This window comes from Enterococcus sp. DIV0086, assembly GCF_050498705.1.
GTDB classification, from domain to species: Bacteria; Bacillota; Bacilli; order Lactobacillales; family Enterococcaceae; genus Enterococcus; species Enterococcus faecalis.
The window spans coordinates 2,230,001-2,247,835 of record NZ_JBNIDN010000001.1 but is presented as its reverse complement, the minus strand read 5'-3'; the positions used below and the strand labels follow the sequence as shown (position 1 = coordinate 2,247,835).

Annotated in this window: 11 protein-coding genes, 23 tRNA genes and 6 pseudogenes (1 of these 40 running past the window's edge); 5 read left to right on the top strand and 35 right to left on the bottom strand. The window is 38.7% G+C overall.

Features of this window, described 5'->3' with window-relative positions; all coding sequences use genetic code 11:
- Positions 1-162: 162 nt before the first annotated feature.
- Positions 163-915, top strand: a complete 753-nt coding sequence (fabI, locus tag IGI63_RS10955) for an enoyl-ACP reductase FabI (protein WP_002358338.1) — start codon at positions 163-165, stop codon at positions 913-915.
- 97 nt (positions 916-1,012) lie between these two features.
- Here the strand turns inward: fabI and IGI63_RS10950 are convergent, their stop codons facing one another.
- From IGI63_RS10950 to IGI63_RS10930, 5 genes are all read right to left on the bottom strand, one after another.
- The gene (locus IGI63_RS10950; protein WP_002364994.1) at positions 1,013-1,426 is read right to left on the bottom strand and encodes a DUF4809 family protein; all 414 of its coding nucleotides are present in this window, start codon (positions 1,424-1,426) and stop codon (positions 1,013-1,015) included.
- Positions 1,427-1,455: 29 nt separating this feature from the next.
- A complete protein-coding gene (locus tag IGI63_RS10945) occupies positions 1,456-2,391 on the bottom strand; it encodes a cation diffusion facilitator family transporter (RefSeq protein ID WP_002355191.1) in 936 nt (311 codons plus the stop codon).
- A 142-nt stretch (positions 2,392-2,533) separates the two neighbouring features.
- A complete protein-coding gene (locus tag IGI63_RS10940) occupies positions 2,534-3,208 on the bottom strand; it encodes an HD domain-containing protein (RefSeq protein WP_002355190.1) in 675 nt (224 codons plus the stop codon).
- A gap of 12 nt (positions 3,209-3,220) precedes the next feature.
- Complete coding sequence (locus tag IGI63_RS10935; RefSeq protein WP_429975790.1) at positions 3,221-3,733, bottom strand: DNA-3-methyladenine glycosylase I; 513 nt, start codon at positions 3,731-3,733, stop codon at positions 3,221-3,223.
- Between the two features lie 12 nt (positions 3,734-3,745).
- Positions 3,746-4,237, bottom strand: coding sequence for a methylated-DNA--[protein]-cysteine S-methyltransferase (locus IGI63_RS10930; RefSeq protein WP_165483222.1), 492 nt, complete (start codon positions 4,235-4,237; stop codon positions 3,746-3,748).
- A gap of 110 nt (positions 4,238-4,347) precedes the next feature.
- Here IGI63_RS10930 and IGI63_RS10925 point away from each other — a divergent pair.
- From IGI63_RS10925 to IGI63_RS10910, 4 genes and pseudogenes are all read left to right on the top strand, one after another.
- A pseudogene (locus IGI63_RS10925) lies at positions 4,348-4,962 on the top strand (bifunctional transcriptional activator/DNA repair enzyme AdaA).
- Between the two features lie 216 nt (positions 4,963-5,178).
- Positions 5,179-5,445 (top strand): IS110 family transposase, encoded by a 267-nt coding sequence (locus tag IGI63_RS10920; protein ID WP_429975789.1) that lies wholly within the window; start codon positions 5,179-5,181, stop codon positions 5,443-5,445.
- Complete coding sequence (locus tag IGI63_RS10915; protein ID WP_429975788.1) at positions 5,339-5,656, top strand: IS110 family transposase; 318 nt, start codon at positions 5,339-5,341, stop codon at positions 5,654-5,656. Before IGI63_RS10920 ends, IGI63_RS10915 begins: the two co-directional genes overlap by 107 nt.
- An 80-nt stretch (positions 5,657-5,736) precedes the next feature.
- Positions 5,737-6,390, top strand: coding sequence for a transposase (locus IGI63_RS10910; protein WP_429975787.1), 654 nt, complete (start codon positions 5,737-5,739; stop codon positions 6,388-6,390).
- Positions 6,391-6,938: 548 nt separating this feature from the next.
- Here IGI63_RS10910 and IGI63_RS10905 read toward each other — a convergent pair.
- From IGI63_RS10905 to IGI63_RS10760, 30 genes and pseudogenes are all read right to left on the bottom strand, one after another.
- Complete coding sequence (locus tag IGI63_RS10905; RefSeq protein ID WP_002355186.1) at positions 6,939-7,604, bottom strand: alpha/beta hydrolase; 666 nt, start codon at positions 7,602-7,604, stop codon at positions 6,939-6,941.
- A 1,161-nt stretch (positions 7,605-8,765) separates the two neighbouring features.
- Positions 8,766-9,584 (bottom strand): annotated as a pseudogene (locus IGI63_RS10900) (histidine phosphatase family protein).
- A gap of 21 nt (positions 9,585-9,605) precedes the next feature.
- Positions 9,606-11,074 (bottom strand): annotated as a pseudogene (locus IGI63_RS10895) (family 1 glycosylhydrolase).
- 138 nt (positions 11,075-11,212) lie between these two features.
- Positions 11,213-12,022: pseudogene (locus IGI63_RS10890) on the bottom strand (family 1 glycosylhydrolase).
- Complete coding sequence (locus tag IGI63_RS10885; RefSeq protein ID WP_429975786.1) at positions 12,019-12,609, bottom strand: family 1 glycosylhydrolase; 591 nt, start codon at positions 12,607-12,609, stop codon at positions 12,019-12,021. Before IGI63_RS10885 ends, IGI63_RS10890 begins: the two are co-directional and overlap by 4 nt.
- Positions 12,610-12,655: 46 nt before the next feature.
- Positions 12,656-14,551 (bottom strand): annotated as a pseudogene (locus tag IGI63_RS10880) (beta-glucoside-specific PTS transporter subunit IIABC).
- A gap of 71 nt (positions 14,552-14,622) precedes the next feature.
- Positions 14,623-15,464 (bottom strand): annotated as a pseudogene (licT, locus tag IGI63_RS10875) (BglG family transcription antiterminator LicT).
- A gap of 244 nt (positions 15,465-15,708) precedes the next feature.
- Positions 15,709-15,780: transfer RNA gene (locus IGI63_RS10870), tRNA-Glu, on the bottom strand.
- A 14-nt stretch (positions 15,781-15,794) separates the two neighbouring features.
- A tRNA-OTHER gene (locus IGI63_RS10865) sits at positions 15,795-15,881 on the bottom strand.
- A 10-nt stretch (positions 15,882-15,891) separates the two neighbouring features.
- Positions 15,892-15,965, bottom strand: a tRNA-Ile gene (locus tag IGI63_RS10860).
- A gap of 12 nt (positions 15,966-15,977) precedes the next feature.
- Positions 15,978-16,048 (bottom strand) — tRNA-Gly (locus tag IGI63_RS10855).
- Positions 16,049-16,062: 14 nt separating this feature from the next.
- Positions 16,063-16,135, bottom strand: a tRNA-Phe gene (locus tag IGI63_RS10850).
- A gap of 5 nt (positions 16,136-16,140) precedes the next feature.
- A tRNA-Asp gene (locus tag IGI63_RS10845) sits at positions 16,141-16,214 on the bottom strand.
- Between the two features lie 49 nt (positions 16,215-16,263).
- Positions 16,264-16,337: transfer RNA gene (locus IGI63_RS10840), tRNA-Met, on the bottom strand.
- A 33-nt stretch (positions 16,338-16,370) separates the two neighbouring features.
- A tRNA-Ser gene (locus IGI63_RS10835) sits at positions 16,371-16,459 on the bottom strand.
- Between the two features lie 12 nt (positions 16,460-16,471).
- Positions 16,472-16,543: transfer RNA gene (locus IGI63_RS10830), tRNA-Glu, on the bottom strand.
- Positions 16,544-16,557: 14 nt separating this feature from the next.
- Positions 16,558-16,631: transfer RNA gene (locus IGI63_RS10825), tRNA-Ile, on the bottom strand.
- A gap of 8 nt (positions 16,632-16,639) precedes the next feature.
- A tRNA-Gly gene (locus IGI63_RS10820) sits at positions 16,640-16,710 on the bottom strand.
- Position 16,711: 1 nt separating this feature from the next.
- Positions 16,712-16,788: transfer RNA gene (locus IGI63_RS10815), tRNA-Asp, on the bottom strand.
- Positions 16,789-16,826: 38 nt separating this feature from the next.
- Positions 16,827-16,900 (bottom strand) — tRNA-Met (locus IGI63_RS10810).
- 33 nt (positions 16,901-16,933) lie between these two features.
- Positions 16,934-17,023: transfer RNA gene (locus tag IGI63_RS10805), tRNA-Ser, on the bottom strand.
- A gap of 33 nt (positions 17,024-17,056) precedes the next feature.
- A tRNA-Ile gene (locus IGI63_RS10800) sits at positions 17,057-17,130 on the bottom strand.
- Between the two features lie 19 nt (positions 17,131-17,149).
- Positions 17,150-17,223, bottom strand: a tRNA-Met gene (locus tag IGI63_RS10795).
- Between the two features lie 23 nt (positions 17,224-17,246).
- A tRNA-Ala gene (locus tag IGI63_RS10790) sits at positions 17,247-17,319 on the bottom strand.
- Between the two features lie 13 nt (positions 17,320-17,332).
- Positions 17,333-17,406, bottom strand: a tRNA-Pro gene (locus IGI63_RS10785).
- 11 nt (positions 17,407-17,417) lie between these two features.
- Positions 17,418-17,490 (bottom strand) — tRNA-Arg (locus IGI63_RS10780).
- A 14-nt stretch (positions 17,491-17,504) separates the two neighbouring features.
- A tRNA-Leu gene (locus IGI63_RS10775) sits at positions 17,505-17,590 on the bottom strand.
- 15 nt (positions 17,591-17,605) lie between these two features.
- Positions 17,606-17,676: transfer RNA gene (locus IGI63_RS10770), tRNA-Gly, on the bottom strand.
- Between the two features lie 4 nt (positions 17,677-17,680).
- A tRNA-Thr gene (locus tag IGI63_RS10765) sits at positions 17,681-17,756 on the bottom strand.
- A 6-nt stretch (positions 17,757-17,762) separates the two neighbouring features.
- Positions 17,763-17,835 (bottom strand) — tRNA-Leu (locus IGI63_RS10760) (it continues 9 nt past the right edge of the window).

The window sequence follows — 17,835 nt, the reverse complement described above, 5'->3', positions numbered from 1 at the left end:
TGTTTTTTTCAAGATTAGAAAATTGAGAAGATTTTGTTATCATTCTCACACAGATAATACCAGTTGAAATTTTATTCGTCAACTCAATAAATGTAACTTTTACATTTTGATGAAGAAAAGCCTATTCTATCAACAAAAATTTTTTATTAAAGGAGATTTTATATGTTTTTACAAAATAAGAATGTCGTCGTAATGGGTGTTGCCAACAAAAAAAGTATTGCTTGGGGCTGTGCAAAAGCATTAAAAGATCAAGGGGCCAATGTTATTTATACGTATCAAAACGAACGCATGAAAAAGCAAGTGGTTAAATTAGCAGATGAAAATGATTTGTTGGTGGAGTGCGATGTTGCTTCTGATGCGTCCATTCAAGCAGCCTTTGAAACAATTAAAAATGAAGTGGGCACGATCGATGGACTAGTCCATGCGATTGCTTTTGCCAAAAAAGAAGAATTGTCTGGAAACGTTAGTGACATCACTCGTGATGGTTTCCTATTAGCACAAGATATTAGTAGCTACTCTCTTTTAGCAGTCACTCATTATGCGAAACCTTTGTTAAATCCTGGTTCAGGAATTGTCACATTGACGTATTTAGGTTCCGAACGTGCGATTCCTAACTATAATATGATGGGGATTGCTAAAGCATCTTTAGAAACTGCCGTGAAATATTTAGCTTTTGAATTAGCTGCAGATAAAATTCGTGTCAACGGAATCTCCGCAGGAGCGATTAAAACATTGGCTGTGACTGGTGTAAAAGACTACGATCAATTGATTAGTATTTCTAATGAGCGGACACCAGATAAAACAGGTGTAACCATTGAAGAAGTCGGAAACACTTGTGCCTTTTTAGTCAGTGAACTAGCTAGTGGTGTGGTCGGTGACATCATTTATGTCGATAAAGGCGTTCACTTAACTTAATCATTTTTTGTCTTTATTTCTATTTATACATTAAAAAACAGAGATTGGACAATCTCTTTCACTCATTGATTGTCCAATTTCTGTTCTATTTTTTACTTTATTCTATAATAAAATTGACAGTTTCAATTCCAAAAACAGTTGTTAGGATTTGATTAACTTGTTCAAAAAGTTTTGATAAATCTTCCAGTTTATTTTTAGATTGGATTTTTTCAGAACCGTTATCGTAGCTTAAATGATTGTACGCTTCTTTAAAGGTTACTGCTGTGTCTTCTTTTCGATAAAGGATATATTCGTCATCTAGCATATCCATTTGTAGCTCCTGTTTAAATCCATTTCTAGCAACAACAGCAGAAACTAGATGAGCAACTGTCAAGCCATCTAACGGAATGTCCACTCCATTCATTGCTAATGTGTAGACGGTATCTTCCACTAAACCACAGGCGTTACAACCACCACTGGTTAAATCTACTGTACTTGTTATAATTGCCTCTTGCATCGTTTCTTCCCCCATATTGTTTTTTAAAGTTATTCTTTCATTTGTTATTTACGAACGTAATTCACATCATAATCGTCAACTTCAATATAGATATAGATTTTTTTATCAGGCATTTTACTGCGAATGTCTCGTTCAATCGCATTCACAACATCAGGTGCATCTTCTTCCATTGGTTCTACCACATCAATTTTTGCCGCTACTAAAATTTCAGTTGGACCTAAATGAACGGTCTTTACATCAATTAGTTTTTCAACATCCGCCCGATCAAATGCAGTTTTAATTTTTGCTAAATCTGTAGCGGTCACACTTTCTCCTATAATCAAACTATAAAATTCTTTCGCTAAGAAAATGGCTGCACACATTAATAGTAAACCAATCAGTAAACCACTGATAGCATCAAATGCAGCAATCCCAGTTACCATTGTTAAAAGGGTTCCCACCAAAGCTAAACACAAACCAATAACCGCACAAAAGTCTTCCGTAAAAATAATTAAAATTTCACTGTGACGACTTTCTCGCAAAAATTTTAAGAGCGATAACTTCTCTGTATTCAATTCTTTGATTTCTTTCATCGCTACACGCAAAGAGCTACCTTCCACAAGCAAACCAAAAATTAAAATACCAATGACAATAGCCACATTTTCTACTTCATGAGAGGGATGCAGTAACTTCTGAATAGCCTCCATTACGCCTAACGCGCCCCCACCAAAAAAGAGCATCGTTGCAACAATTGTACTAAAAAAGTATTTTGCACGGCCTTCTCCAAATTGATGTAACGCACTTTGTCCACGAGAAGCGCGCTTATTCCCAAAAAGTAATAACACCTGATTACTACAGTCCACGACACTGTGGATACTTTCATTCATCATAGCGGTACTACCACTTAAAGCAAAACCAACAAATTTACTAATCGCTACTAAAATATTCGCAATCAGTGCGGCAATAACTGCAAACATGCCACTCGATTTTTTTGTCTCCATAATTACCTCCTATATGTAACGTAAAACTAAGATAAACCACCCGTTTATTCATCCATCATTTTACCACTTCTGAGGTATTTGTAAAAAAGAGTTCTCTTAAAATTCAAAAAGAAATGTACTGACTGTTTTAGTTGGCCCTCATTTATCGGTGTCCATCCCACTCTTGATAAAATTCCTCCAGATAAAGTTCCATAAATTGATGACGCTTTTCCGCCAATAAGCGACCATAATTTGTATTCATTTGTTCCTTTAACTTTAAAAGTTTCTCATAAAAATGCATAATAGCAGTATCTTCCCCATTCCGGTATTCTTCTTGGGTTAACTGTTCACGAGGTTGTTTGTGAGGATCGTGAATTAAACGGCCTTTATTTCCCGAATAAGCCATCACCCGTGCAATTCCAATTGCGCCGATGGCATCTAGTCGATCCGCATCCTGGACCACTTTTCCTTCTAATGTAGTAACTGTTTTCCCAGTATTTCCTCCTTTAAAGGACATATTAGCAATAATGGAAAGGATGTGATTCGTTTGCTCTGTTGATACGTTATTTGCTTCCAACCATTGTTGCACCTTTAGCAAGCCAGCCTCTTCACTTTCGTTAAATTTTTCATCGCCAATATCATGTAACAATGCTGTTAATATACATAAAAATAAATTTGCTTGTTCTTTCTCTGCAATTGTTTTTGCTAATTGTGTCACTCGATAAATATGCCACCAGTCATGGCCACTTGCTTCGTTGGCTAATTCTTGTTGAACATAACGCTCTGCTGCTTGAATAATTGTTTGTTCTTCAAAACTAAGAGATTCATTTTCAAACATCCTAACACTCCTTTATTCTGGATTTAAAATTTCCACCTGGATAATCCCGCTAGCTTTCAGAAACATATTGGTGACAATCGGACCTACAAAAGAAAATCCTCTTTTTTTTAAGTCTTTTGCTACGTTATCTGACAAAAGCTGTGTGCGTGGGACTTGGTATGCTTCTTCATAAATAGATAAAACGGGGACGTTTTTTTCAAATTGCCATAGATAATTGGCAAAACTGCCAAATTCTTCTTGTACTTTTAAAATTGCTTGCGCATTTTTAATGGTTGCTTCAATTTTGCGCCGATTGCGAATCATATCTGGATCAGCTACTATTCGATCGACTTCGTCAGGCAACAGCGCGGCAACTTTTTCCGGCTTCATTTGGCAAAAATTTTTCATGAATGCTACTTTTTTCCCTGCTGCTGCTTTCCAACTTAAACCAACTTGAAAAACACCCACCGTCAACAATAAAAACAGCAAATCATCCTCTCTTGTAGGTTTTCCCCATTGTTCTGTATACCATTGATAGTTGTTCATCGCCGCCTCCTTTTAAGACTGTTCAAATGTTAATAATGCTTGTTTCATTGCTAAACCACCACGATAACCGGTTAATTGTCCCTTGCTGCCGATGACTCGATGGCAAGGAATGACCATTAATAAAGGATTTTTCCCAATCGCTGTGCCAACTGCTCGAACCGCACGTGGACGCCCAATTTTTTCTGAAATTTCTTGATAGGTCATTGTCTCACCATAAGGTATTTCTTGCAACGCCTGCCAAACTTCTTTTTGAAAGGGCGTTCCTTCGATGTCTATGGGGCAAGCAAACGTTGTCGAATGTTGGTTAAGATAACTTATTAGTGCTTCTTTATAAGGCGCAGTTTTCTCTTCAGAAGCTTCTAATTGTGCTTGAGGGTACCAGTTTTTCAGCTCTTCTATCGATTGATTGGCTGAACCTACAAAAGCTAGTCCAGCGTCTGTCACACCAAGATAATAGTGATCGTTCTGCCATTCTTGTTGCGCATAATAAATCTTTTTTGCCATATGTCTACACTTCTTTCTCGTGTTTTCTTATCTTCATTATAATTCTTTTGGCTTTCAAAATCTTGCGCTCCTATCACTTTTTACTTGTTTTTATTAGGGATTCTTTTACAATGAAGAAAACGGGAGGTGTGTTTACAATGAAAACAACGTATCGACTTACTCAGAAACGTTGGGAAGCCATTCAAAATAATAATACGCAATTTGATGGTGATTTTTTTTATGGTGTGACCACAACGAAAATTTTTTGTCGTCCTTCGTGCCCTTCCCGTGTGCCCAACAAGAACCACGTTCTGATCTTCAAAACGGCTCAGGAAGCTTTAACACTTGGTTTTCGTCCATGTAAAAGATGTCAACCAACCGGGCAAGTCGTTCCTAACGAGGAATGGGTTGCTCAAATTAAGCAATTTATTGATCTGCATTCAGCGTAACCTTTAAGTTTAGACTATTTAGCGCAAACCTGCCACGGTAGTCCCTTTCATTTGCAGCGAACCTTTAAGGAACAGACAAAACAAACCCCATTAGCTTATTTAACAAGCGTCCGAATTAGGCAAGCCCAAGAATTGCTTCTCCATTCACCCCTTACGATTCAACAAATCGCGAAAAAAGTTGGCTTCCAAACCGCAGCATATTTTGCCACCACTTTTAAAAAAGAAACAGGCGTAACCCCCTCTGTTTATCGCAGTAAAAACATACTAAGATTAGAGGGTAAATTCATCGACGGATGAATTTACCCTCTATTGCTCTTTTAAGCGTATAGTCGTAAGTGAAAGGAAGACCGACCATGATCTCTTGGACTTCGAGTCCCAAACAAAAAATGGTCTCCTTCACTGTCATTTTAAAATCTGGTTTAAGTATGTTGGGGCTTCGAGCCCGTGTGTAGGAAATTAGGAACGAAATGAAGCAGTGAAGAACCTTTCAACACTTTTTAGGAGATGAAAATCATGTATGTACTTGCTTTAGATGTCTCAATGGGAAAAAGTTACGCCGTTATTTATCATGAAACTACTTGTCTTTTTGAACAAGAAATTCTTCATGATAAACCGTATTTTTGCCAGCTTCTTCAAGAAATTTATGCTCTTCCAGAACGACCACAAATCGTTTTTGAAGCAACGGGAGTTTATTCAAGAGTCATTGAAACGTTTTGCCAAAAGAATCATTTTCGCCTATTGTTTATTAAACCCTTTAGAAGCCAAAAGACAACTGAATAGTGACTTACGTTCAGTCAAAACAGATAAACGGGATGCCCATCGTCTGGCTCAAACACACAGTCAATTTTTACGAAAACAAAAACAACAATCGTCAGAAATTTATGAACAAACACGGGACTTAGCTCGCTTTTATCAACAAATTGAAAGTGACATTAAACACATGAGAATGCACCTCCATACCGCTTTACAACTAACTTTTTCCCAGAACTAGAAACCATTTTTACCAACCGCTTATCAAAACTCGCTTTAAATCTTGTCGAGCTATTTCCGCATCCAGCTTATTTAGTAGGATTGAGTCAAACAAAAGTAAAAAATCTTTTGAAGAAAAATACCGATAAAAAAATCTCCGATCAAAAAGCCTTGGCAAAAGCACAAACCTTACTTTACTTGGCACAAAATTCCTATCCAGCAGAATCTGGACAAAGTATTTCTGTTCAAAAAGTGGTGTACTATGCCCAACAATTGAAACAATTACTGACAACGAAAGAACAATTAGCTGCACAGTTAATTGAAGCAGCCAAACAAACAGAAGAATTTGATTTGTATCAAAGCATTCCAGGAATTGGTGAACTTTCTGCAGGACTCATTATTGGTGAATTAGGAGACATTCGCCGGTTTTCTTCTCACAAACAATTGAACGCTTTTGTCGGTGTCGATACCAGAAGGTATCAATCTGGAAAATATATTGCCCAAGAACATATGAATAAACATGGGAATCCAAAGGCACGAAAGAATTTGTATTTTATTATGATGAACATGATTCGGCAGCAAGCAGCTGCACCCAAATACATTGTCGATTATTATTACAAATTAAAAACACCTTCGCCCAAAAAGCATAAGGTTGCGCTAGTCGCTTGCATCAACAAGCTCTTGAAATGTCTCCACTCAATGGTACGACATTCAAGTACGTATGATTACTCATACACGGCCTCTAACGACCAATAAGGAATATATCCTTACCAAAATTATAGCATACCTAATAAAAAATTTTCTCATTTATTAGGTTTATTTCGTATACTTTTTCCTGATAAATATATAGAAAAAAGTACTTGACTAAACGTAGGAAATGAGGTCGGGATAGAAGTGTTTAACTCCGAGAACTCTCAAGGACAAAACTGCGACGAGTCTTTGACGAGAAAGCAATAAGAAGGAATTTCCGAAAATTGTTCTTTAATTTTGGGAGACCAAGTAGGTATTGTTCATCATCGAATCACTACGTTCTTCGTGATTCTCAACAATTTCGGCTTATTTCCGAAGGACCTTCACCAAGTAGGTACGATGATTTCATCTGTTCATGCTTCACAGTGAAACATCGCAACTCTTAGAGCTGTAGCTCTTTTGAAGGCTGTACTGTGACGAGACGCATGTCGAGAAAACACCTTAGAAGTTGTTGAGATCGGAGCAACGCGTAGTGTTGCTTCTGTTCCCGCCGTTTATTAGTTTTTGAGCGTGGAGCAAAAGTCCAAAGTGATTTTTGTCCCACGCTCATCGGATTATTTATTGGGGCGTGATTGTAGCCACGCTACAATCAATTGACTGATTTCTGTTTGCTGTTGCTCGTTAGAAATTGTCGCTTTGTTGTCTCCTTTTTGGACACCGTAATTACCAAACCCTGCATGGTTACCACCTTTGATAGATACATACTGCGTATCTTTTGGCAAAAACTGTTTGGCTTTTTGGTAGCTAGTCCAATTTAAAACACCATCGTTTGTGGCTGTTATTGACAGAACCGGCAGATTTTGCTTGTTTAGTGCACCTTTTTCGTCAGGATAGCTAGCTAAATAAATCATGCCTTTGATTCGTTGCTCATTTTCCGCTACAAAACGGCTAGCCATCACACCACCCAGAGAATGTCCAGCCAAAACGAAGTTTTGTTGTGGATGATCCTTTATAATTTGTTCTGCAGCATTTGGTGCAAGAACCGCTAAATTCAAAGGAAAATGAACAACATAGACATCATAACCTTTCGTAGCAACTTCTTGCGCCCATTCACTATAACTAGCGGGCGCAACCAATGCACCTGGATAAAAAATCAGTGCTGTATCATTTTTTTGCCCGTTTGTATAATAATCATAGTTTTTTTCTTGCGTGGCACTTTGGCTTATTTTTAAGGCTGAATCGGTTGCTTGATACGTACTATTTTTAATAAAAATAGTCAAACCGATGACTAAGATTACAAAAAGCCCAAGTCCTAGGACAATTTTTTCCAGCGTGATTTTGTTCTATTTTTCATCTCATTTCCTCCCAATGAAAAAATTCTTCTTTCTGATTCTACCCTTAATAAAAAAAGAACACAACAATAGGAGTTGGTGAAGCAATCCTTCTGTTGCTCCACCAACTCCTAAATAGACTGTTTCTCGATTCCTTAGATTATTTTGATTCTTTTTCGCCTGCTTCTAAGTAGCTGATAATAATCGTTTCAAATCATCATTTTATTTTTCCTATACTTCCCTTTATTAAAATAACAATGAAGCTGAAAGCAGAAATATCAACACCGAACAGATCAATAAAGCCCTGTTATTTGATAAAGTATAGTCTAAATAGATATACTCGCCAATGAAAAATACTATCAGAACTAACGAAGCCCTCAATAAACCAACATTTTCAAAAATATATTCTTTGAAAATGAAGGAAAGGACTCCCAAAATAAGGAATGATAGTAACATTGACTTAACAATAAAGCATTGCTTTCTCGCCATTCTAACACTTCTCTCTAATGAAATTAATTATATCGCTTCACTTGAAACCATCAATACACTTTCTTAAACTTTTTTCATTAATATATAAATTATTTTTTCAACAAACAGTCTTACTTTCATAAATTTGTCTGTTGTAAAAAATAGTAGCATACACTATTTTAAATAGACATAGCTATTATTCTATTTTATAAGGACACATTACTAATATAAGCAAGCATAGTAACAGCCTTATACAATTTAGATAATAAATAACAACCTATTTCATTAACTAAAAAAAAAACAACAGTCATAAAAAGGACTGGTTTTTAACAGATACATGTCACAATTTTTTTCATACTATTTATTTAATAGTTGATTCACTAATTAAAAAAATAATTTCTAATTTTCACTTAATATAAATGTAAAAATACCCCATCAGAACATGCTTTTATTCAGTTAGTAAAAAAACGGTCCAAAATCTAGTCAGCATAGTTATGCGATAAATCATTTTTGAGCTCGAACCACTTCTATTTAAAAATGTGATGAGGTAAGCCTTCACTTTTAATAAAAAATAGGAGTTGGTGAAGCAACCCTTTTCTTGCTCCACCAACTCCTAACTAGACTGTTTCTCGTTTCCTTAGATTATTTTGATTCTTTTTCGCCTGCTTCTAAGTAGCTTACATCATTGACTTTATCCAAAGTATATTCGCCATTTTTGTAATGAATTGTTGTGACACTAGCATTCTTCAACCCGCCTTCTGGGACTTTAAAATCATCAAATAAAGTTGCTAACAACGCTGAAATACTCAAGCCATGAGAGACCACTAAAACATTGCCATTTCCGGGATTGGCTGATTCTGTGGCAACAATTTTATCTAAGCCTTTTTTCAAACGTTTAGTAATTGTAGCATAGTCTTCTGCAGGCCAGTTATTTTTGCTTTCCTCGCGCTGTTGATCTAGTTTAGCTACACTGTTGGCAAAAGATTCAGGGCTGCGTTTTTCATAAATTCTTCTAAGGAAACACCTTGATCATCAGCAATATCCTGCCACATTGTCTTGTTTAAATCCCCTTCATAGCTACCAAAATTAAATTCACGTAAATCTGGGTCACGCACGACTTCAAGGTCTTTGCCTGCTTTATTTTGATCTAAAATAAGTTGAGCAGTTTGCAAGGCGCGGCCACTATCACTACTATATGCATTTTGAAAGGCAACATCTTTCAGGCCAATCCCAGTTGCTGTCACAACTTTTTCACCTTCTGGTGTTAAGACCGCATCTGACCATCCTTGTACGCGGTCCGTCGTATTTAACATAGTTTTTCCATGGCGCACAATGTAAAGAGTTAGTTCTTCAGGTTTTGTCTCTTTTTTCTTTGTCGTTGCTTGCTGATTTTTACCACAACCAACCATTACTAAAATGGCCAGAAAAAAGCATCCCCACAATCGTCAATCGTTTTTTCATTTTTTTATTTCCCCTCATTTTCTACTCAGTTGTTAAGTTTTCACCATTACTAGCGATAACTTGTTTGTACCAATTAAATGATTTTTTCTTAGTTCGTTTCAAGGTTCCCTGACCTTCGTCATCCATGTCTACATAGATAAAACCGTAACGTTTTTTCATTTCGCCAGTCCCTGCTGAAACTAAGTCAATACAACCCCATGGCGTATAACCAATTAAGTTAACCCCGTCTTCTTCTACTGCGGTTCTCATGGCTTCAATATGTTGTTTAAAAAATAATCAATGCGGTAATCGTCGACAATCGAGCCATCCTCTTGCAATGTGTCCACCGCGCCAAACCCGTTTTCAACCACAAACAATGGCATATTGTAACGATCTGACAACTGACACAATGAAATTCTTAACCCTAAAGGATCGACAGCCCAGCCCCATTCAGATTCTTGCAAATAAGGATTTTTAACCGCAGGCATTTGGTTGCCTCCGACATATTTTACTTCTTCGATAAGCAGTCGAAACAGTCGACATATAATAACTAAACCCGATATAATCAACTGTTCCTTTTTGAATAATCGCTAAATCCTCTGACTCCATTTGAATTGTCATTCCTTCACGCTCAAATTCTTTGAGCTTATGCGCTGGATAATAGCCCTTAGCCTGGACATCCATATAAAATTCTTGCTCTCGGTTAAATTGAACAGCTGCCATCACGTCCTCAGGTTTGCAGGACAAAGGATAACTCGGGATATAAGCCACCATCATACCAATCTGGAAATCTGGATTGATGGAATGTCCCAATTCAACTGCTTTCGCACTTGCTACAAATAGATGATGTGCCGCTTGATATTTACTTTGTTTATCATTATTGTGAATCCCAATTTGCGTCCAACTTCTTAAAAAAATTAATTTCATTAAAAGTCATCCAATACTTCACTTTATCCTGATAACGTGTAAAAATGGTTTCGCAAAAGAAAAACAAAGAAATCAATCACTTCACGATTTTTCCCAACCATCATATTCATCGGCCAAATACATCGGAATATCAAAATGGTTAATCGTCACAACGGGCTCAATTCCATGGCGCAGCAAAGCATCAAAAACTTTATCATAAAAGGCTAAGCCTTCTTCATTAATCTCTTTTGTTCCATTTTGGGCAAATCCGGCTCCAGGCGATAGACAGCCGAAAACATTTGAAACCCATTTCTGCAAATAAGGCGATATCTTCTTCGTAATGATGGTAAAAGTCCGTCGCTACATGACTAGGGTAGTATAACTCTTCATCGATATAACCAATCGCTCCTTCGGGTAATGCTTGATCGCGCGTACAAGAAGCTTTTGGCCCTCTTTAGTTAAATACGTAATCCGTCGCGGTTCTGTTTGACTACCACCAGTAATTGCATCTAATGTACTCAGACCTTTGCCTCCTGAAAGATAGCCACCTTCATATTGGTTAGCAGCTGTTGCACCGCCCCATAAAATTTTCCTGGAAATCCCATAAAATCCCTCTTTCCCTCTGTTTTTAGGCATAACAAAAGAAACCATCAAGGAATTGACGCTGGCAGAAGAGTCCTTGTTTTTTCTGCCAACGTCAAACGCCCTTTAATAGTTGCTGATTTTATTAATTACTTAAATCTTCACCATTTGTTGCGATTACTTTTTTTGTACCAATCAAACGATTTCTTCTTGCTTCGTTTTAACGTACCATTTCCTTCGTTATCGCGATCCACATAGATAAAGCCATAGCGTTTTTTCATTTCACCTGTTCCAGCTGATACTAAATCAATACAGCCCCAAGTCGTATAGCCTAACAAGTCGACACCATCTTGTTCAACAGCATCTTTCATCGCTTGAATATGCGCCGCCAAATAATCGATACGATAATCATCGACTACATCACCATTTTCGTCTGGTGTATCTACCGCTCCTAAGCCATTTTCAACAATGAATAGTGGTTTTTGATAACGATCATATAAGTCATTCATCGTAATTCTCAAACCAAGCGGATCAATTTGCCAACCCCCATTCACTGGCTTTTAAATAAGGATTTTTCACAGAGGCAAAAGATGTTACCAGCTGTTTTGTTCATTAATTTCTGGATCTGTTGATGTGACACGAGAAGAATAATAAGAGAACGAAATGAAGTCCACCGTATGTTCTTTTAAAAGTTCTTCGTCGCCTTCTTCCATTTCAATTTGAATACCTTTACGGGCCATTTCTTTTAAAGCATACGCAGGTATTTCCCCACGTGATTGGACATCAATAAAGAAATAATTTTCACGATCTGCTTGTCGAGCAGCGAAAACATCTTCTGGTTTACAAGTATAAGCGTAGTTGGAACCAGCCGCTAACATACAACCTACTTGGTTTTCAGGATCTACCTCATGAGCAATTTTTGTCGCAATTGCACTTGCTAGTAGTTCATGATGGGCCGCTTGGTATTTCACTTGTTCTTTGTTTTCGCCTTCTTCAAAGTATAGACCTGCCCCATAAATGGTGCATGTAAAATCATATTAATTTCGTTAAATGTTAACCAATATTTGACTAATCCTTTATATCGGTTGAAAATTACACGGCAAAGATTTTCATAGAAACCTACTAACTTACGACTACGCCAAGCGCCATATTCTTCCACTAAGTGCATTGGGCAGTCAAAGTGTGTAATCGTTACTAGTGGCTCAATCCCATATTTATGACATTCTTTGAATAAGTCTTCATAGAACTTCAAGCCTTCTTCATTCGGCTCTGTTTCATCTCCCATTGGAAAAATTCGACTCCAAGCAATGGATAAACGGTATGTTTTAAAACCCATTTCACCAAACAAGGCGATATCTTCTTTATAGCGATGATACATATCAATCGCCTCTTGTGCAGGATAGAAATGTTCCTCATCAAAGTTAAACATTTTCTTTTCACCAGTGATTACTGGAAAACGATCTGGACCAGTTGGCGCTAAATCGACGTTTGCCAAACCACGTCCGCCTTCGTTATAGCCACCTTCACATTGATTGGCTGCTGTTGCGCCACCCCACATAAAAAGTCTTTTCTAAATGCCATAAATTCTCTTCCTCCACATCTTTTTATATTAAAGCGGTCAGCAAATCATCGCTTGTTGAAACTTCATTACTGCCGACTTCCAAAATATCTAAATAATCCGCTGTATTCGTCACAACGATTGGAATTTGTGTACTAAACCCAGCTTTTTTAATTCCTTCTAAAATCAAAGTTTACTAATGTTTGACCTTTTTTCACGCGGTCACCTTGTTTTACAAAAGCTTCAAAGCCTTCGCCTTCTAATTGAACTGTATCAATCCCAATATGAATCAATAATTCTGTGCCGTTATCTGAAATCAAAACCTAATGCATGTTTTGTTGGGAATAGTGTGACAATCGTTCCATCAAAGGGTGCAACCACTTTACCTTCCGTTGGTTCAATCACGACCCCATTTCCTAATGCTCCATTCAAAAGCAGGATCCTCTGCATTTTTAAAGATAACACTCGTCCTTTGACTGGACTTGTAATATTTTCTTTTTTAATCGTTGTTTTATCAATAATCACTTCTTCTTCCTCAACTGTATCGTCTTTTCCAGAAGAAGAATGTTAGACCAAAACCAACGACCGCTGCAATGGCAATTGCAATAAAGGACTGAATCATCCCACTTGCATCATCACCATTGATAAAGTTTAGCACACCGAAAATTCCTAAACCACCCATTGTATAAGCTGTCACATTGTTGATCATCAAATATAAACCACCGACAGCGCCACCAATCATTGAATAAATAAATGGCCATTTTTTTGGTAAAGTGATTCCATAAATTGCTGGCTCTGTTACACCAAAAATACCAGAGATAATTGCTGGCGGACACAAAGCTTTTAACTTTTTTATCTTTCAATTTGAAGAACATCGCTAAAACAACCGCTGTTTGCGCAAAACTAGCTGCAAATGATCCCGTTAATACTTGGCTTGAACCTTCTTGTGTCACTTGCATAATAGCTAATGGCACAACGCTCCAATGTAAACCAAAAATAACTAAGACTTGCCAGAAGAAACCAAGAATCAAACCATACAAAGCTGGTGAGAAACTCATTAATGCTGTAAAGCCAGCGCTTAATAAATCTGTTAGCATGCTAACGATTGGCCCAATTACTAAGAAACCAATTGGTAAGGCAATCAACAAGACGAAAAACGGTACTAAGAACGTTTGAACAACTTCTGGAATAATACGTTTAAACACTTTTTGAACTTGTGCCGCAAAAGCAATAATGAAGATGATTGGTACGACACTACTTGTATAGTTCCACCGACCCAAGGAATCCCCATAAATGTATTATAGGCAGGTAAGCCCAATAAATTATACGGTGCTGCGGCTCCGGCACCCGCTGTTGTTTCAAAGGCCGTTTGTAATGCACTTCCTTGAATCGTTGGGTAACATAAAGCTGCACCAATCACGATCCCTACCATTGGATGCAACCGGAATTTTTAGCTGCTGTATAACCTAAAATAACTGGCATAAAGTAGAAAATTGCATCGCCAATCCCATTTAACATGGTATAAGTCCCTGACGTAGCCGTATAGAGCTTTAAGAAAACCAATAAGGCATTTAACCCTTTAACCATCCCAGCCGCTGCTAACGCCCTAAAAAGGGTTGGAAACAACCACTTAAAATATCTATTAAGCGATCAAATAAATTCCCACTGGAAGCTCCTTCTTCACGTTCTCCTGACAAGCCTGCAATACTAACTACTTCTTCGTAAACGGCTGGAACATGGTTCCCAATAACGACTTGGTATTGTCCACCGCTTTTCATAACAGTTACCACACCGTCCATATTTTTTAAGACATCATCATTCGCTTGACTCTCATCTTTTAATTTGAAGCGAGACGTGTGATACAATGTGTCAAACTATTAATATTCTCTTGCCCACCGACATTTTTTACAATTTTTTCTGCTAGTTCATGATATTTTCCCATCTTTTTCCTCCAAAAATTTATTTTCATTTGAAGGTTTAGCCAACTGAATGTCACTATCCAAAGTGGTGCGTTTATTGTTCCGTTGTTTGTACAATTCGTGCAATGTGAATCGTTAGGTACAAGCGTTCTTCATTTGAAACTTGATAGTCATAGTTCTCATTTAAATACAAGCTGATCTTTTCCACGCAACGATAGGCGTTGAGATATTTCTTTTTAATTACCGCATACAGTTCTTCATCATCATTTTCGACAACTTCACGTTGGTGTAATAAGCGATAACAGAAAAATTTTAAATGTGTGCTAAATCGATAAAAGTAGACAGAGTCTTCATCAAAACTTACCTTAAAATAGTATTTGACGATATTTGTAATCTCTTGCATCAACTTTGTCAATTCGTAAATATTACCGACTTCTTCCTCCATCTCCGCATTCACCAAGTGCAATGCGATAAAACCTGCCTCATCCGTTGACAATTCCATTCCTACGCGCTTTTGTACCATTTTTAAAGCATTTACTCCTACTTCGTACTCTTCAGGAAAAAAACGTTTAATATCCCATAATAATAAATTCTTAATTGCAATTCCTTGTTTTTTCTTTCTAAAGCTGTGTACAAATGATCCGTCAGAGAAATATAAATGGTATCATTCAAACTCTTTTTCAACGTTGATTTTGCATAAACAATAATGTCATCCGAGAGTTTCATCATCTCTAAAGGAATATTTCCTAACAATTCTTGAAACTTAAGTGATGTTTCTTGATTGGCTAAATAAAAAACTTGATCAATACTTTCATCAGGAACCCAATCCCCAATGCGTTTCTTAAAAGCAATTCCTTTGCCCATAACAATTTGCTCTCGTTTATCATCATCTAATGTAATAACCACATTATTGTTTAAAATTTTGTGAATAATCAATGCCCCACCTCCTTTGTGTTTCGTTGAAAAAAAGAAAAACCCAATTTCTTCAAAAAGAACGACACATATGTCGCTTCATGAAAAAATTAGGTTTAGCTTGTCTTTAAACAATCACTATCCATCTATTTACTTATCCCTACATCCAAAGAATAACATATTTACAACAAATGTCAACGCTTTCAACAACATTTTTTTTTGTAATAAAAATAAAAAAGCATACAAACAATGTTTGTATGCTTCACTATGACCCGTACGGGACTCGAACCCGTGTTACCGCCGTGAAAGGGCGGTGTCTTAACCGCTTGACCAACGGGCCATTAAAAAGAAAAACGGAGAAGGAGGGATTTGAACCCTCGCGCCGGTTTCCCGACCTACACCCTTAGCAGGGCGCCTCTTCAGCCACTTGAGTACTTCCCCAAGAAATAAATGGGCCTAAATGGACTCGAACCATCGACCTCACGCTTATCAGGCGTGCGCTCTAACCAGCTGAGCTATAGGCCCAAATAAGAAAAAAGCGGGTGACGAGAATCGAACTCGCGACAACAGCTTGGAAGGCTGTGGTTTTACCACTAAACTACACCCGCAAATTTTTCTTGGATGGCGCGGGACAGAATCGAACTGCCGACACATGGAGCTTCAATCCATTGCTCTACCAACTGAGCTACCGAGCCAAAAACGGTCTGGACGGGACTCGAACCCGCGACCTCCTGCGTGACAGGCAGGCATTCTAACCAGCTGAACTACCAAACCAATTCGTTTTTGCTTTATGCAAATGTATGCTTTAAAAAAATAAAAGCAATTGCGGGGGCAGGATTTGAACCTACGACCTTCGGGTTATGAGCCCGACGAGCTACCTGACTGCTCCACCCCGCGATAATTAGACTAAGGAAACTTAATTCCTAAGAAAGGAGGATAGGGATTCGAACCCTTGCACGGTTTTACCCGCCTGACGGTTTTCAAGACCGTTCCCTTCAGCCGGACTTGGGTAATCCTCCGTAACAAAACTATGACCCGTACGGGACTCGAACCCGTGTTACCGCCGTGAAAGGGCGGTGTCTTAACCGCTTGACCAACGGGCCATTTTATAAAATTATGGGCCTAAATGGACTCGAACCATCGACCTCACGCTTATCAGGCGTGCGCTCTAACCAGCTGAGCTATAGGCCCAAAAAGAAAGCGGGTGACGAGAATCGAACTCGCGACAACAGCTTGGAAGGCTGTGGTTTTACCACTAAACTACACCCGCATGGCGGTCTGGACGGGACTCGAACCCGCGACCTCCTGCGTGACAGGCAGGCATTCTAACCAGCTGAACTACCAAACCATACTTTTCTTTTTATGTGCTTTTGAAATCAAAAGCAATTGCGGGGGCAGGATTTGAACCTACGACCTTCGGGTTATGAGCCCGACGAGCTACCTGACTGCTCCACCCCGCGATAATTAGACCAAGGAAATTTAATTCCTAAGAAAGGAGGATAAGGGATTCGAACCCTTGCACGGTTTTACCCGCCTGACGGTTTTCAAGACCGTTCCCTTCAGCCGGACTTGGGTAATCCTCCATGATAAAAATAAAACTATAAACAACGTCACAATGGACCTTGTAGGACTCGAACCTACGACCGGACGGTTATGAGCCGTCTGCTCTAACCAACTGAGCTAAAGGTCAGGCTCTTCCAAATGTATAATCGCGGCGGAGGGGATCGAACCCCCGACCTCCCGGGTATGAACCGGACGCTCTAGCCAGCTGAGCTACACCGCGAAACTCTTATATTAAAATAAGAATGGAGCCTAGCGGGATCGAACCGCTGACCTCCTGCGTGCAAAGCAGGCGCTCTCCCAGCTGAGCTAAGGCCCCATGAAAATTATTATCGGGAAGACAGGATTCGAACCTGCGACCCCTTGGTCCCAAACCAAGTGCTCTACCAAGCTGAGCTACTTCCCGTATATAACTAATGCACCCAAAGGAGTCGAACCCCTAACCTTTTGATTCGTAGTCAAACACTCTATCCAGTTGAGCTATGGGTGCTAAATATAAAACAATGCCGAGGACCGGAATCGAACCGGTACGGTGATCACTCACCGCAGGATTTTAAGTCCTGTGCGTCTGCCAGTTCCGCCACCCCGGCGTAATGAATTGGCTAAGCGGAAAACGGGGTTCGAACCCGCGACCCCACCTTGGCAAGGTGGTGCTCTACCACTGAGCTATTTCCGCAAAATGGTGCCGGCTAAAGGACTTGAACCCTCGACCCTCTGATTACAAATCAGATGCTCTACCAACTGAGCTAAGCCGGCTAAATATGCGGGCGAAGGGACTTGAACCCCCACGCCTTGCGGCGCTAGATCCTAAATCTAGTGCGTCTGCCAATTCCGC